Origin of the sequence: Haloferax sp. Q22 (assembly GCF_001482285.1) — an archaeon.
GTDB lineage: Archaea > Halobacteriota > Halobacteria > Halobacteriales > Haloferacaceae > Haloferax.
In genome coordinates this window covers 17,551-31,239 of record NZ_LOEP01000031.1, presented here as the reverse complement: position 1 = coordinate 31,239, position 13,689 = coordinate 17,551, and the positions used below count along the sequence as shown (strand labels likewise).

The 13,689-nt window shown below is 68.2% G+C and carries 16 protein-coding genes; 4 read left to right on the top strand and 12 right to left on the bottom strand.

Features of this window, described 5'->3' with window-relative positions; genetic code table 11:
• Nucleotides 1–14: 14 nt before the first annotated feature.
• From AM590_RS13675 to AM590_RS13665, 3 genes are all read right to left on the bottom strand, one after another.
• Nucleotides 15–392 carry a NifU family protein gene (locus AM590_RS13675; RefSeq protein WP_004973974.1) on the bottom strand — a complete coding sequence of 126 codons (378 nt, stop codon included), beginning with the start codon at nucleotides 390–392 and terminating at the stop codon, nucleotides 15–17.
• Nucleotides 393–436: 44 nt separating this feature from the next.
• Complete coding sequence (locus AM590_RS13670) at nucleotides 437–754, bottom strand: DUF5783 family protein (protein WP_004973973.1); 318 nt, start codon at nucleotides 752–754, stop codon at nucleotides 437–439.
• A gap of 158 nt (nucleotides 755–912) precedes the next feature.
• Nucleotides 913–1,134 carry a hypothetical protein gene (locus tag AM590_RS13665; protein ID WP_004973972.1) on the bottom strand — a complete coding sequence of 74 codons (222 nt, stop codon included), beginning with the start codon at nucleotides 1,132–1,134 and terminating at the stop codon, nucleotides 913–915.
• 405 nt (nucleotides 1,135–1,539) lie between these two features.
• Between AM590_RS13665 and AM590_RS13660 the strand changes: the two genes are divergently transcribed.
• Both AM590_RS13660 and ppk2 read left to right on the top strand, forming a co-directional pair.
• Nucleotides 1,540–2,298: a TrkA family potassium uptake protein gene (locus AM590_RS13660; RefSeq protein WP_082677744.1), complete on the top strand. Its 759-nt coding sequence runs from the start codon at nucleotides 1,540–1,542 to the stop codon at nucleotides 2,296–2,298.
• A gap of 57 nt (nucleotides 2,299–2,355) precedes the next feature.
• The gene (gene ppk2, locus AM590_RS13655; protein ID WP_058827954.1) at nucleotides 2,356–3,186 is read left to right on the top strand and encodes a polyphosphate kinase 2; all 831 of its coding nucleotides are present in this window, start codon (nucleotides 2,356–2,358) and stop codon (nucleotides 3,184–3,186) included.
• On the opposite strand, the gene AM590_RS13650 is transcribed toward ppk2, so the two are convergent.
• The 5 genes from AM590_RS13650 to hemC all read right to left on the bottom strand — a co-directional run bounded on the left by AM590_RS13650 (nucleotide 3,183) and on the right by hemC (nucleotide 8,677).
• Nucleotides 3,183–4,613: a DHH family phosphoesterase gene (locus AM590_RS13650; RefSeq protein WP_058827953.1), complete on the bottom strand. Its 1,431-nt coding sequence runs from the start codon at nucleotides 4,611–4,613 to the stop codon at nucleotides 3,183–3,185. The two genes, ppk2 and AM590_RS13650, sit on opposite strands and share 4 nt — an antisense overlap.
• A gap of 163 nt (nucleotides 4,614–4,776) precedes the next feature.
• Entirely contained in the window at nucleotides 4,777–5,970 is a 1,194-nt protein-coding gene (locus AM590_RS13645) for an MFS transporter (protein WP_058827952.1), read from the bottom strand.
• A 1-nt stretch (nucleotide 5,971) separates the two neighbouring features.
• Nucleotides 5,972–6,715: a uroporphyrinogen-III synthase gene (locus tag AM590_RS13640; RefSeq protein ID WP_058827951.1), complete on the bottom strand. Its 744-nt coding sequence runs from the start codon at nucleotides 6,713–6,715 to the stop codon at nucleotides 5,972–5,974.
• A complete protein-coding gene (gene cobA / locus AM590_RS13635; RefSeq protein WP_058827950.1) occupies nucleotides 6,712–7,602 on the bottom strand; it encodes a uroporphyrinogen-III C-methyltransferase in 891 nt (296 codons plus the stop codon). The genes AM590_RS13640 and cobA overlap by 4 nt, the downstream gene beginning before the upstream one ends.
• A gap of 1 nt (nucleotide 7,603) precedes the next feature.
• Nucleotides 7,604–8,677, bottom strand: coding sequence for a hydroxymethylbilane synthase (hemC, locus tag AM590_RS13630; RefSeq protein ID WP_172795810.1), 1,074 nt, complete (start codon nucleotides 8,675–8,677; stop codon nucleotides 7,604–7,606).
• Between the two features lie 124 nt (nucleotides 8,678–8,801).
• Between hemC and AM590_RS13625 the strand changes: the two genes are divergently transcribed.
• Both AM590_RS13625 and AM590_RS13620 read left to right on the top strand, forming a co-directional pair.
• Complete coding sequence (locus tag AM590_RS13625) at nucleotides 8,802–9,191, top strand: hypothetical protein (protein ID WP_058827948.1); 390 nt, start codon at nucleotides 8,802–8,804, stop codon at nucleotides 9,189–9,191.
• A gap of 111 nt (nucleotides 9,192–9,302) precedes the next feature.
• Complete coding sequence (locus tag AM590_RS13620; RefSeq protein WP_253245826.1) at nucleotides 9,303–9,482, top strand: chitin synthase; 180 nt, start codon at nucleotides 9,303–9,305, stop codon at nucleotides 9,480–9,482.
• A gap of 34 nt (nucleotides 9,483–9,516) precedes the next feature.
• Here the strand turns inward: AM590_RS13620 and AM590_RS13615 are convergent, their stop codons facing one another.
• From AM590_RS13615 to AM590_RS13600, 4 genes are all read right to left on the bottom strand, one after another.
• Nucleotides 9,517–10,854 (bottom strand): glutamate-1-semialdehyde 2,1-aminomutase, encoded by a 1,338-nt coding sequence (locus AM590_RS13615; RefSeq protein ID WP_058827946.1) that lies wholly within the window; start codon nucleotides 10,852–10,854, stop codon nucleotides 9,517–9,519.
• 117 nt (nucleotides 10,855–10,971) lie between these two features.
• Nucleotides 10,972–11,679, bottom strand: a complete 708-nt coding sequence (locus AM590_RS13610) for a type II CAAX prenyl endopeptidase Rce1 family protein (RefSeq protein WP_058827945.1) — start codon at nucleotides 11,677–11,679, stop codon at nucleotides 10,972–10,974.
• A 180-nt stretch (nucleotides 11,680–11,859) separates the two neighbouring features.
• Complete coding sequence (locus tag AM590_RS13605) at nucleotides 11,860–12,231, bottom strand: P-II family nitrogen regulator (RefSeq protein ID WP_082677743.1); 372 nt, start codon at nucleotides 12,229–12,231, stop codon at nucleotides 11,860–11,862.
• A 3-nt stretch (nucleotides 12,232–12,234) separates the two neighbouring features.
• Nucleotides 12,235–13,605, bottom strand: coding sequence for an ammonium transporter (locus AM590_RS13600; RefSeq protein ID WP_058827944.1), 1,371 nt, complete (start codon nucleotides 13,603–13,605; stop codon nucleotides 12,235–12,237).
• Between the last annotated feature and the right edge of the window lie 84 nt (nucleotides 13,606–13,689).

Below are 13,689 nucleotides of genomic sequence, written 5' to 3'. Positions count from 1 at the left end.
TCCGGAACGCCGACTTAGAACGGGGCCTGCGGGCCCTGGTCGTCTTCGATGTCGGTCGTGTCATCGCTGGTGTCGCCGGGGAACGACGGACTGCCACCGCGGCTGTCGCCGCCCATGCCGCCGTCGTCGCCCATGCCGGTGTCGGCGTGGACTTCGTTGATCTCGGGAATCTCCTTGACCATGCGGGTCTTGATGGCCTGGATGGTCATCGGGGAGATACCGCACCCGGAGCAAGCGCCGCCGAGGAGAACGGTGACCTCGCCGGTCTCGCGGTCGAGGTCGCGGATGGCCGCGCTGCCGCCGTGCATCTGGATCTGCGGGAAGTTCCGACGGAGGAAGTTCACGACACGCTCTTTGAGGTCGTCCTCGCCGTCCTGCGTCTCCGTGCTCATGCACGCGGCTTCGAGGTGAACGTGCTTAGGCCTTTGGTTCGGGGTTACGCCTCGACGCCGAAGACCCGCCGAAGCTCGCCTTCTATCTCGTCGACGTAGCGGTCGAGGACGGCGTCAAGCTCGTCATCGTCGATTTCGACCGCCGTCAGTCGCTCGGCGGGGTTCTCGGGGAGCCGCACGGAGAAGTCGCCGTCCTCGTAGAACGGCTCGGACTCGTTGAGAATCTGCTGGTCGACCCCGTGGATGAGCGACGAGTCGAACTCGTCGTTCATCGTCTCGAAGGCGTTCTTGTACGCGCGCTGGAGTTCGGGGAAGTAGTTGGCGTACTTGTCCTCGAACTTCTCGGGGTCGAAATCGGTCATACTCGGAGCTTTCGCGCTCCCGGCAAAAAATCGGACGGTTGGTTCGTCGGGATTTCGGATTCTGTATAGCAAAGTCCCATTTATCGACTACTTGCCTCCCACACGGTGATTCCGCTCTCAGGGCGTCTCAAATGCGGAAAATCGAGCGACGCGGGGCGTCACTCGATGAGCGGGCTGTCCACCCGCGCGGCGGAGAGTTCGCTCGCCGCGAAGATGGACACGAGCTCGGTTATCAGTTCGTCGTACGACTCGTCGTCCTCGCGCAGCGCGTCGAGTCGCTCGACGGTTCGACGGTCCAGTTCGACCGTCTCTGTTTGTACCTCCGGTTCGTAGCCGACCGGGTAGTCGTATTCGGCCTCGTTTGAGTTGGCAGTCGCCATCGTTCACCCCACTCCGGCATGCGTGCCGGTGCCATGACATACACAACCATCCGATATGAGGATTTCGCGGATTTCGAGCCTGAACCGAACGCGAGCGCAGTCTACACCCGGTCGTTCCCTCTCCCATCTCCGGCCATGATAAATTATATTCCGCTATATCTAATTGTGCCTGAATCCGAATCAGGGAGTCATAGCCAGAATATTGGGTTGTTTAAGGACAAACAATTTTATACTCGAAAGGTTGTCGAACACTGGCTACATGATCGAATATAGATTCAAACGCGAGTCGAATATTTCTGAATGTGGACAGACTAGTACTATTTCATCGTCGGACCGCCCGATTCGCCGCGATTGCGGGCCGCACGAGCCAGACCGGTCGCGCTCCCACGAGGTGTCCGCGCCTCCGTGACGTACGACCGCCGCATTCTCATCGACGCGCTGGCGCACAGACCGTTGCTCCGGCGGATGGTCCGGCCGCTCGTCGCAGTCGCGGCGTTCGTCGTCGCCGGCGTCGGCGGGTTCAGCGCCCTCGCCGGCGCGTCCCTCGTCGACGCGGCGTTCTGGCTGCTCGACCCGACCAGCATCGAACTCCACTACCAGACACACGAGGGGCCGGCGACGCTCGTCAAGGCGTACGCCATCGTGATTCTCACCGGCCTCATCGGAACCGGGCTGTGGGCCGGCGAGACGTTCGTCTCCGCGGCCTTCGGCGGGCAGATACGCGAGGAACTCGACCAGATGAAACTCCAACGAGAGATAGCGGAACTCGAATCGCACATAATCGTCTGCGGCTACGGAACCTTCGGGAAGACAGTGGCGGCGCGGCTCCGCGAGATGGGCCGCGACGTGGTCGTCGTCGAGAGCAAGGAGGCGCAGTACCAGCGTGCGCTCGACGCGGACCTGCTCGCGGTCGAAGGTGACGCCCGTCGCGAGGACAGACTCGAAGACGCGGGCGTCGAACGCGCGACGACGGTCGTCGGCGCGATTGACGACTCCAAGGTGAACATCCAAATTGCCATCGCGGCGAGTCGGCTGTCCCCCGACGCCAAACTCGTCGTCCGCGCGGGCGACCAGATGGACGAGGCGCTCGCGCGTCGCGCCGGTGCCGATGAAGTCGTCGTCCCGGAAATCGTGAGTGGCGAGCAGGTCTGTTCGGACCTCTGAACCGCCCCGACCTCGTTCCCCTGCCTGCTATTTGTTCACGGGGCACGCAGTTCTCGTATGTCGACCGACGAGCCCCGCTACAACGACGAGGGCGTCCTGAAGAAGAAACACTACAAACGCGAGTTGAACCGCCTCCAAGAGGAACTGGTGAAACTCCAGTACTGGATAAAGGAACACGACCTCCGGGTCTGCGTCGTTTTCGAGGGGCGGGACGCCGCGGGGAAAGGCGGCGTCATCAAGCGCATCACCCGCCGGCTCAACCCGCGGGTGGCGCGGGTCGTCGCACTCGGCAAACCCACGGAGCGCGAACAGGGACAGTGGTACTTCCAGCGGTACGTCGAACAGCTTCCGACGGAGGGCGAGATGGTGCTTTTCGATCGGAGTTGGTACAACCGCGCGGGCGTCGAGCGGGTGATGGGCTTCTGTACCGACGAGGAGTACGAGGAGTTCCTGCGGACCTGCCCCGAGTTCGAGCGGATGCTCGTGCGGTCGGGCATCATCCTCGTCAAATACTGGTTCTCCATCAGCGACGAGGAGCAGGAACGGCGGTTCCAGAAGCGAAACGAAGACCCGAAGCGCCGCTGGAAGCTCAGCCCGATGGACCTCGAAGCGCGCTCTCGGTGGGCCGACTACCCCGAGGCCAAAGACCGGATGTTCGAACACACCGATACCGACGAAGCGCCGTGGCACGTCGTCAACGCGGACGTGAAGCGCCACGCGCGGCTCAACTGCATCTCGCACCTGCTGGACCAAATCGACTACGAGGACCTCACGCCCGACCCTATCGAACTCCCGGCCAGACAGGACGACAACGGGTACGAGCGGCCACCAATCGACAGCCAGAACTGGGTGCCCGCGCGGTTCGGGTCAAACCCGGTCGACGACTAATCCGAGCTCTCTGCCAACTGCTCGCCGACGATGCGGTCCGCCTCGGCGATGAACGCCTCGACTTCGCCCTTCGGAATCGTCGCGCCCGCGGCCACGTCGTGGCCGCCGCCGTCGCCGCCGACCGACCGCGACGCCTCGCGCATGACCGCCGAGAGGTCCAAGCCGTCTCGGACCATCACGTACGACCCGCGCGAGGAAACCTTCACCTCGCCCTCCTCCGTGTCGGCGAACGCGAGGACGGGAATCCCGCTTCGGGTCGCGTTGGTGCCGACGGCCATCCCGGCGACGATGCCGACGATGGTCTCGCGTATCTCGTCGCCCGCGTCGAACCACTGGAGGTTGTCCTCGACGCGGACGCCGTGTTCTTTCACCCACTGGAGCCCGTTCGAGAGGTTCTTGCGGTGGTTCCGCAGGAGCCTGCGCGCCCGGTCGAGCGCCGCGTCGCGCTCGCCGAGACAGACCGCGAGGCCCACGTCGGCGCGGTCGTAGCGCGCGGTCGCGTTCAGGAGCGTCGAGAACTCACTCACGTCGCGGAGTTCGGTCCCCTCCCGCTCCCGAGAGAGCACGTAGGTCGTCCCCACGAGGTCGTCGATGCGGGAGGCGGGCACGCCGCTGGCGATGGCGCGGCGAATCAGGGCGCTGGCGAGCGTCTGGCGCTCGTCGCCGGTGAGGTCGACCCACCGCTTCCACTCGCCGTCGTCGTCGCGGCAGGGAACGTCGAGTTCGGTCAGGAACTCGATGGCACCGGCCTCGTTGTTCGAGATGCCGGGGATGCGCACGTCGGTCGCGTACTGGAGCAGTTTCGGGAGCGCGCGGGTCTGGCGGCCGTAGATGCGGAGGTCGGTTCCCTCCTCGACGACGCCGGCCGCGACGCCCTCGTCGACGATACCCGCGTTGGCCCCGCGGAGTTCGCCGTTCGTGTCCTGCATGTCGCCGACCGCGCCGACGACGGCGAGGGCCGCGAGGTCGCGGTTGTCGACGCGCTCGGGTTCGAGCGCCCGCGCGAGGACGTAACTCGCGCCCGCGCCGGAGAGTTCGCTCGCGCCGTTGAGGCCGAACCGAAGCGGGTTGAGGTGGTGGTCGGTCTCGACGCCCTCGGTGGGTTGGTGGTGGTCGGCGATGACGGGGTGGAAGTCGCCCGCCGCCTCGTACTCGGCGATGATGTCGAGTTGGCCGCTCCCGAAGTCCGTGAACAGCACGGTGTCGTAGTCGGTCGCCGCGATGTCGGCCACGGCGGCCTCGTCGAGTTGGCGGCAGAACACCGTCTCGAAGGGGATTTCGGCGCGTTCGAGCGCGGTCGAGGCGATGCCGGCGCTCGTCAACCCGTCGGCGTCGATGTGTGAGGCGAGGAGCACCCGGTCGGCGTCGCGGAGGCGGGCCGCGCAGGCCGCCGCGTGCTCTGTGAGTTCGGGGACGGGTCCGTCCATTGGTGTGATACTCACGCCCTCTCCGGCATAAACGCTGGCAGTTCGGGCACGGAACCCCTTCGTTTCCACTCCAGTTCGACGGCGGACATGTGTCGCTCTTGCCGCGGTTCGGTATAAGAAGGCTCGCCCGTGGGACGAGGAACTGGTCGACGGCGACCGCCCGTCAGATTCGCCGTCTGACGACGAACAGGAGGACGGTTGCGAGCACCGTCGAACCGGCGACGAGCGCCCAGCCGGCCCCGTAGCCCGTCGACTCCACGACGAAGCCGAAAAGCGGCGGGGCGACGAGGCCGCCGACGTTGAGCGCGGTCTGGCCGCCGGCGGTCGCCGCGCCGATGTCGCCGTCGTCGACGACGCCGCTCAGACAGGAGTAGAAGACGCCGGTCGAGCCGTGGATGGTGAGGCCGAGCGCGACGAAGACGGCGATGGTGAGCGCGAACGAGCCGCCGGTCCCGACGAGGAGCGAAAAGAGCGCGACCGCCCCGGCCAGTTGGACCAGCGCGACGGTGGCCGCGCCGCGGGCCCCGCCGAGTCGGTCAGCGAGGCTCCCCGCGCCGATGCGGCCGACGCTTCCTGTCACCTGCGTCGCCGCGAGGACGCCGCCAGCGAGGGCGGGGCCAGTCCCGACCACGTCCTGTACGTAGAGGACGGTGTAGCCGAGCATCGAGAAGATGGACGCGCCGATGAACAGCCCGGCGGCGACGAGCGCGACGTAGGCGCGGTTGTCGCCGAGTCCGGCGAGTCGGGGGCGTTCGAGCTGGCCGGTCCCCGGATTCCCGCGGTAGCGCGTCGCGAAGACGAGCGCGTAGCCGGCGGCGAAAACGCCGATGACCCAGAAGCCGACCTGCCACGCGGCGACGACGGCGACGCCGGTGACGACGAGCGACGATGCCCCGCTGCCGACGGTGACGCCGACCTGCTTCAGCCCCATGGCGAGGTTCTTGCTCCCGGCGGGCGCGGCCGCGACGATGCCGCGGTTCGACGCCGGCATCGCGGTCGAGTAGGCCGCCCCGAGGAGCGCCACCGTCACCAACAACAGGAGGTACGACGGCGGTGCGAACGTGACGCCGACGAGCGCGACCGAGAGCGCCAGCAGGCCGACGACCATGACGGGCTTTTCGCCGTAGCCGTCGACGGCCGCGCCGCTCGGAAAGAGAAACACCGTGTAGCCGAGCAGTCCGGCGGTCAGGAACAGTCCGACCAACGACTCGGAGACCGAAAACGCGTCGCGGACGAAGCCGGTCGCCGCGAAGATGGCGTAGTAACAGAGGCTCGCGGCGGTCTGCCAGCCGGCGACCGAGCCGACGGCGCGCCACGAGCCGTCTCTCGTCTCGGCTTCCGCCTCGGCTCCCGTCACGTCACTCGTGATACGTCGGTGCGGCGGTCTCGACCGCGGCGACCGCGAGCGCTTCGAACGTCGCCTCGTCGGGGACGACCGTCACGTCGATGCCGCGGGACTCGGCGGTGTCGCGGGTCGGCGGCCCGATTGCGCCGACGACGGCGTCGTTCAGGCCGGCGATTGCCTCCTCGCGGACACCGCGCTCCGCGGCGGCGTCGAGGAAGTGTTCGACCGTGAGCGACGAGGTGAACAGGGCGGCTTCGAGGTCACCGGCCGCGGCCAGCTCGGCCGACTTCCCGGCTCCCTCGGGGCGGACGAGTCGGTAGAGCACCGTCTCGTGAACGTCCGCGCCCGCGTCGCGCAGGCCATCCGTGAGGACTGGGCTGCCGTGGTCGCTCCGGGCGACTTCGACCGTCGCGCCGTCCACGTCGGGCGCGAGGTGTTCGGCCAGTCCGGCCGAGGTGTACTCGTCGGGGACGCGGTCGACTGTCCAACCCACTTCGCGGGCGGCGTCGGCGGTCGCGGGGCCGATACAGCACAGCACCGCGTCGCCGGGGTTCCAGCCGGCCTCGTCGAGGAGTTCGACGCCGGTCTTGCTCGTCAGGACGACGAACGCGCCGGGTTCGGGCGTCGCGCCGGTCGGTTCGATTTCGAGCATCGGGTCGGGGACCGGGGTCGCGCCGAGCGAGTCGAGGAGTTCGACGGCGCGCTCGATGCGGTCGTCGTCGGGGCGGAAGACGGCCGCGCGGACCTGCTGGCTCATTCGTCTCCTCCGGCATCTCCCGCGGTCGGGTCGGCTTCAGCGATGGCGTCCGCGCCGCCGCCCTGCAGGAACTGCTTCACGCGGTCGCGGGTCGCCGCGACCTCGCCGATGACGGTGATTGCGGGCGGCTCGATGTCGGCCTCGTCGCGCACGTCGACGATGGTGTCGAGGGTACCGGTGGCGACGCGCATGTCGGGCCACGTCGCCCGCTCGATGAGGGCGACGGGCGTCTCGCCGTCCATCCCCGCCTCGCGGAGTTCGGCGGTGTACAGCGGGAGTTTGCCGACGCCCATGAGGACGACGAGCGTCCCGCCGGTCGCGGCGAGCGCGTCCCAGTCGACCGCGGACTCGTCTTTCGTCGGGTCCTCGTGGCCGGTGACGAACGACACCGACGAGACATGGTCGCGGTGGGTGACGGGGATGCCCGCCGCGCCGGCCCCGGCGACCGCCGAGGTGATGCCCGGCACGACCTCGAAGGGAATCCCGTTGTCGGCGAGATGCTCCATCTCCTCGCCGCCGCGGCCGAAGACGAACGGGTCGCCGCCCTTCAGGCGAACCACGTCGTTGCCCTCGCGGGCGAGTTCGACGAGTCGGTTGTTCGTGTACTCCTGCGGCGTCCACTCGCCGCCGGCGCGCTTGCCCACGTCCTCGCGCTTCTCGGCCGGAATCATCCCGAGAATCTCCGGGCCGGGGAGCTTGTCGTGGAGCACCACGTCGGACTCGTCGATGAGGCGGGCGGCCTTCATCGTCAGCAGTTCCGGGTCGCCCGGGCCGCTGCCGACGAGGTGGACCGTGCCGACGCCGTCACCGTCGGTCGCGTCGCCGGTCGACTGCGCGCCGGTCGACCGCTCGTCCGCCGTTCCGAATTCCGCGTCGTCGGCCGTCATCTCACTCCTCGGCCTCCTCGCGGGCGGCCTCGACTAACTGACCCGCACCGCGGTCGCGCAGGGCCGCCGCGAACTCGCGGGCGGCGTGGGCGTGGTTGCCGACCGGGAGGTCACGAGAGGTCTTGATGGCTTCCGAGCCGTCGGTCGCCAGCACCTGCACGTCGACGTGGACGTGTTCGCCCTGCAGGAGGGCGTGGACGCCGACCGGGGCGATACAGCCGCCGCCGAGTTCGGCGAGGATGGTCCGCTCGACGGTCGTCTCGACGCGGGTCCGCGGGTGGTCGAGCTTGTCGTGGATGAGGTCGATGACCTCCGAGTCCGCGGCGGTCACGGCGATGGCTCCCTGTCCGGGTGCGGGGACGAACGTCGTCCGCGGCAGGCGCTCGTAGTTCACCTTCTCCGAGAGCCCGCTGCGCTTGAGTCCAGCCTCGGCGAGGACGATGGCGTCGTACTCGGTTTCGACCTTCCGGCCGAGCGCCTGCCGTTCGAGTTCCGTGAGGCCTTCGAACCACTCGTCTGCGGTCTCGTCGAACGCCTCTTCGTGGTCGGTCTTGCCCTTCTTTTCTTGCCGCTCTTTGTCGTTTTCGACGCGGGCCTCGTGTTCGCGCTGGAGGTGCGTCGCCAGCAGTTTCTCGATGCGGGTGTCGACGTTGCCCCGGAGGGGCTCGACTTCGAGGTCCTCGCGGTAGTTCAGCAGTTGGGCCTGCCGGCGGAGCGACGACGTGCCGACGACGGCTCCCTCCGGGAGGTCGTCGATGTCGTGGCCCTCGGCCGTCACGAGCACGTCGCCGGCGGGCGCGCGCTCGGGAACGCCTGCGACGACGAGGTCGGCGGGCTTCTCGGTCGGCATGTCCTTCATCGAGTGGACCGCGGCGTCGACGTCGCCGTCGAGGACGCGCTCGTCGAGCGCGCGGACGAACGCGCCGGTCTTGCCCAGTCGGTGGATGAGTTCGTCCTGAATCCGGTCGCCCGTGGTCTCGACTTCGACGAGTTCGACGTCGAGTCGGCGGCCCGCGAGCGCCCCCTGCACGCTCGCGGCCTGTGCGCGAGCGAGCGCCGACCCTCGCGTCGCCAAGCGAAGTGTTGTAGTCATACGCGTCAGTCCGGTCCCCGCGTTGAAAAGCCCTCCAGTTCGCTCCCGCGCGTCGGGTCGAACCCGAACGGAAGACCGATACAGTCCCCGCGCGACGACCCGGACGATGCCCGCCCTCGATTCGGCCGTCCGGCAGGTCGGCGACTTCGTCGTCGTCGCGCTCCTCCTGTTCGGCCTGACCTCGGTCGTCGCGCCTCTCGACCTGTTTCTCTCCTCGGTCGGCGTCGAACCGCCGTGGTTCGCCGGCCTCGTCGCGGCCGCGTTCATCGCGCTCGCGCTCCTCCTCGCGCGCCCCCTTCGCCTCCGTCTCGTCGCCCGCGTCTGGGGTATCGGCCTCGTCGTGACCGCCGTCTGGATTCCGCTGTTAGTCCTCCTCGAACTCCAAGGAAATCCAGTCGGTATCCTCGTCTCGTGGGCGGTCTGTCTCGGTGCCGGCGTCGCCCTGACCTACCCGCCGCTGTGGCGGGCGGCCGAAGCGCGACTGCGGGCCGAGTGAGTCGCGTTCGCGCCGGGTCGCAGTCGCGCGAGCGACCGTCGCTCGCACGGCCGAACCGCGTTCGTGTCGAAGTGCCGAACAGTTATCCGCCTTCGCGGCGACGCCTCCGACGTGAACAGGTCCCTCCGTCTCGCGCTCACCTTCGGCGTCGCGTTCGTCGTCGCGCTCCCGCTCGGATTCATCTTCGCGCCGGACCCGACGGGGGCCGTCCCGCTTTTCCTCACCGTCGGACTGGCCGCCGTTCTCGGACTCCCGGCGTACCTTGGGCTCTCCCGGGCGATAGCGTCGTAAAAAGCTTCTTCACGGGTCGCAGGCCGGGACGCGCCTACAGCGCTTGCTTGTACGCTTCCAGCGTCTCCTCGATGTCCTCGTCGGTGTGGGCGTAGGAGACGAACTGCGATTCGAACTGGTTCGCCGTGAGGAACACGCCCTGGTCTTTCATCTCCTGCCAGAAGACGCGCTCCCAGCGGTCAGTCTCCGCCTTCGATACGTCCGCGCCGGTCTTCGGGCAGGCGTCGTAGTTGGGACACGACTCAACCTGCGCGCAGCCGTCGGCGCAGGCGTCGGCGCGCTCGGCCGTCCCGTGGCGCGTGAACACCGTCTTGAACATCGAGTCCGTGCCGACGACGGTGTACTCGGGTGCCTGGTCTTCGAGGATGTCCGTGATGCCCGACCGAAGCTTTTCGCCGAGGCGGTCGACGTGTCCGTACACGTCGTTTTCGGCGGCGTACTTCAGGTACTCGTGGCCCGCGGCCATCGTGACCGGGTGGCCCGAGAAGGTCCCCGACTGGAACACGTCGCCGCCGGGAGTGAACTGCTCGACGAGTTCGGCCTTGCCGCCGACCGCGCCGACGGGGAAGCCGCCGCCGATAATCTTCCCGAACGTCGTGAGGTCGGGCGTGACGCCGAACTTGCCCTGGGCGCACTGGAGGCCGCCGACGCGGAAGCCGGTGATGACCTCGTCGAAGATGAGGAGCGCGCCGTGTTCCTCGGTCACGTCGCGGAGGGCTTCGAGATAGCCGTCGACCGGGTGGACGATGCCCGTGTTCGCCAGAATCGGCTCGGTCAGCACCGCCGCGATGTCCTCGCCGTGTTCCTCGAACACCTCGCGGACGGTCTCCTCGTCGTTGAACGGGACGGGAATAGTGTGGTCGGCGAACGACGAGGGGATGCCGGGCGTCGAGGGCTTTGCGCCGCCGGGACCGCCTTCGACGAGCGTGGACTCCTGTGCGCCGTGGTAGCCGCCCTGCATGACGACGATTTTGTCGCGGCCAGTGACGCCGCGGGCGAGGCGGACCGCCGAGACGGTCGCCTCCGTGCCGGAGTTGACGAACCGAAGCATCTCGACGGAGGGAACGTGTCGCGCGACGAACTCGGCGTGTTCGACCTCGATTTCGGTCGGCGCGCCGTACATCGGCCCGGCCGCGGCGTGCTTCTGGACCGCCGACTGGACGGGTTCGGGGGCGTCGTGGCCGTAGAGCAGCGGCCCGTAGCCCAGCACGTAGTCGACGTAGCGGTTCCCGTCGGCGTCGATGACGTGCGCGCCGTCGCCGCGCTCGACGAAGAACGGGTACGGTTGCGTCGCCCGGACCGAGGAGTTCACGCCGCCCGCGAGCACGGACAGCGCGCGGTCGTACAGCGCCCTTGACTCGTCGTGGTTCATGCGCGCCGGTTCGACCGCTCGCGGGAAAGACCTTACTGGGTCGGCCGCACCTGCCACCAGCGAACCAGTAGACGACACGGTCGGCATGAACTGTCGGGCGTCGGGGCTGCGGCGGACCTACCGCGCCGTCCCGTCCGCGGCGGCGTCAGCGCCGTCGGCATCGCCAGCCTCCTCGACCGACCCGGCCACGAGCAGCCCGACCGCGTCGTTGAGCGCGTGGATGCAGGCGAGCGCGACCACGTCGCGCACGAGAAGGTACATGACCGTCGTCAGGAGCGCGGGGACGGCGATTCTGGCGACCGCGCCGCGCTCCCAGCCGACGGCGTGGCTCGCGGTGAACGCGGCGAACGAGACGCCGCCCGCGAGAAGCGGACTGCCGGTGAGTTCGAGGAGTCGCTCGACGGCGTAGCCGTGGAACAGCACCTGCTCAGTGACGCCGGCGGTCCCGGCCACGAAGAGCCGGTGTCTGACCGACAGCGAGGCCAGTCCGGTCATCCCCTCGTCGAGGCCCCCCACGCCGAGTCGGTCGAAGACAGGGGTCGTCACCGCGTTCGCGGCGAACAGGACGAAGACGCCGCCGCCGACCACCGCGACGAACGCGAGGGGGTCCAGCGAGCGACCGGTCATCGAAGACAGCGGTCGCCCCTCGACGACGAGGACGTAGCCACACAGCAGGGCGAAGACGGCCCACTTGTTCGCGTCGCTGACGAGGAGGTCGGCGCGGAGGTCGTCGGGTTCGGAGAGGTACCGGTCAGCGAGGAGTCCGGCGACTGCCATTCCGAACAGCGCGACGGCGAGTCCGCCGAGGACCGCGACAGTCACCACGTGGAGCCACCGCTCATCGTCACGACGCTCGGTGCGGAGCGGAAAAACGGTTTCGCGTGGGTTCGGTTCTCGCCCCGCGAGGGGCCACCGGTACGTTCGACCGAACCGATATAACCTCGTCGCCGGCCAGAGCGACGGACGCGGAGACGGTACGAAAACCGCCGACAGAGAATGAGCGGCTCAGACCGCGTCGCGTCCGTTCTTGCCGGTGCGGACTTGGACGGCGCTCTCGACGGGGAACGTGAACACCTTTCCGTCGCCTTTCTCGCCCGTGTGGGCGGCGTCGACGATGGCGTCGACCACGTCGCCGGCCGGGATGTCGGCGACGACGCACTCGACTTTGACCTTCTGGTGGAGGTCGACGGTGTACTCCTCGCCGCGCCACTGGCTCTTCTTCGCGGGCTGAGAGCCGCGGCCGGAGACGTTGGTGACGGTGAGCGACGGCGCGCCGATTTCGGCGAGCGCGGTCTTCACATCGGAGAGCTTGTCGGGGCGGATGACGGCCATCACAAGCTTGATTTCGCCGTCGTTCGGAAGGTCGGAATCACTCATGAGTTAGTCCTCCCGGCCCGTCGTCATGAATCCATCCCCGCTCGGGACGCCGGAGCCGTCCGTGCGGATGCCGGTGTCGGCGTCGGGCGACCCGAACTCGGGGTAGGTGTCGACGCCGTGTTCGGCGGTGTCGAGGCCCTCGCGCTCGTGGTCCGAGGAGACGCGGACCTGACCGATGGCCCGGAAGCCGCCGAAGACGACCGCGGTCGCGGCGAACGTCCAGATGGCGATGACGCCGACGCCGATGACCTGCGGGACGGCGAGCGAGACGAAGGACGCGCCGTCGTGCCACAGCGGGACGGCGAACACCGGGTAGAGGAGCGCGCCGAGGATGCCCGCGGAACCGTGAACGGGGAAGACCGCGCACACGTCGTCGATGTGGAGGCGCTTTTCGACGAACTCGAAGACGACCGGGAGCTGCGCGCCGGCGAGGAGGCCGACGACAAGCGCGCCCGGCCAGACGATGTCGTCCGCGATGGCGGTGACGCCGACGAGGCCGGCGAGGAGGCCGTTTGCGACGTAGAGCGTGTCGACCTTACCGGTCTTGTACATGGCGACCCCGCCAGCGCCGATTGCGCCGGCGGCCATGCCGAGGGTCGTCACGAGGGCGACGCGCCCCACGAAGGCGAACGAGCCGAGCGTGACCGCGCCGTCGGCGTACGCGAGGGGTGCGGCGGCGGTGCCGACGTTGAAGCCGTACCAGCCGAACGCGAGGATGAGCGTGCCGAGGACGGCGAACGTGATGGAGTGACCGGGGATGACGTTCGCCGTGCCGTCGGGCTTGAAGCGGTTCATGCGCGGGCCGATAATCCACGCCGCGGTGAGGCCGGCGATGCCGCCCATGCCGTGGACGATCATGCCGCCGGCGAAGTCGTGGAAGCCGAGGGCGTCGAGGAAGCCGCCGCCCCAGGTGAAGCCGACGACGACGGGGTAGATGACGCCCGCGATGAGGATGGTGTACGTGAGGTACGCGCGGAGTCGGGCGCGGCCCGCCACGGCACCGGAGACGATGGTGGCGGCGGTCATGGCGAAAACGGCGCCGAACAGCCAGTCGACCCACGCCGTCGTCGCCGAGGCGTCGGGCGCGTAGAGGCTCATGAACGCCCCGGTGATGTCCAGCGCGGAGCCGCTGGTGAAGGCGGCGACGATGGACGACACCGCCGCGCCGAGCAGGAAGAACACGATGACGCCGATACTCCACGTCAGCAGGTTCTTGGTCAGTTGGTTGGCGACGTTCTTCGCGCGGACCTGCCCGGCTTCGAGCATGGCGAAGCCGGCGTGCATGAAGAAGATGAGGAACGTGACCGTGAGGACCCACACGAGGTTCACGGCCTCGACCACCGAAGCGAGGTCGGCTTGCAAGGGTGTCAACATACGATGCCTCCGGCGAGCGACTCGAGTTCTGAAGTTGGACAGTCGTTCATATTGGTGCTCGATTCGCGACCGAATGTCTCGCGA

Bases quoted from the DNA above. Each gene is read 5' to 3' on its own strand.
- AM590_RS13675 (WP_004973974.1), bottom strand. From the start codon at position 392: ATGAGCACGGAGACGCAGGACGGCGAGGACGACCTCAAAGAGCGTGTC.
- AM590_RS13670 (WP_004973973.1), bottom strand. From the start codon at position 754: ATGACCGATTTCGACCCCGAGAAGTTCGAGGACAAGTACGCCAACTAC.
- AM590_RS13665 (WP_004973972.1), bottom strand. From the start codon at position 1,134: ATGGCGACTGCCAACTCAAACGAGGCCGAATACGACTACCCGGTCGGC.
- ppk2 (WP_058827954.1), top strand. From the start codon at position 2,356: ATGTCGACCGACGAGCCCCGCTACAACGACGAGGGCGTCCTGAAGAAG.
- AM590_RS13650 (WP_058827953.1), bottom strand. From the start codon at position 4,613: ATGGACGGACCCGTCCCCGAACTCACAGAGCACGCGGCGGCCTGCGCG.
- AM590_RS13640 (WP_058827951.1), bottom strand. From the start codon at position 6,715: ATGAGCCAGCAGGTCCGCGCGGCCGTCTTCCGCCCCGACGACGACCGC.
- cobA (WP_058827950.1), bottom strand. From the start codon at position 7,602: ATGACGGCCGACGACGCGGAATTCGGAACGGCGGACGAGCGGTCGACC.
- AM590_RS13625 (WP_058827948.1), top strand. From the start codon at position 8,802: ATGCCCGCCCTCGATTCGGCCGTCCGGCAGGTCGGCGACTTCGTCGTC.
- AM590_RS13615 (WP_058827946.1), bottom strand. From the start codon at position 10,854: ATGAACCACGACGAGTCAAGGGCGCTGTACGACCGCGCGCTGTCCGTG.
- AM590_RS13605 (WP_082677743.1), bottom strand. From the start codon at position 12,231: ATGAGTGATTCCGACCTTCCGAACGACGGCGAAATCAAGCTTGTGATG.
- AM590_RS13600 (WP_058827944.1), bottom strand. From the start codon at position 13,605: ATGTTGACACCCTTGCAAGCCGACCTCGCTTCGGTGGTCGAGGCCGTG.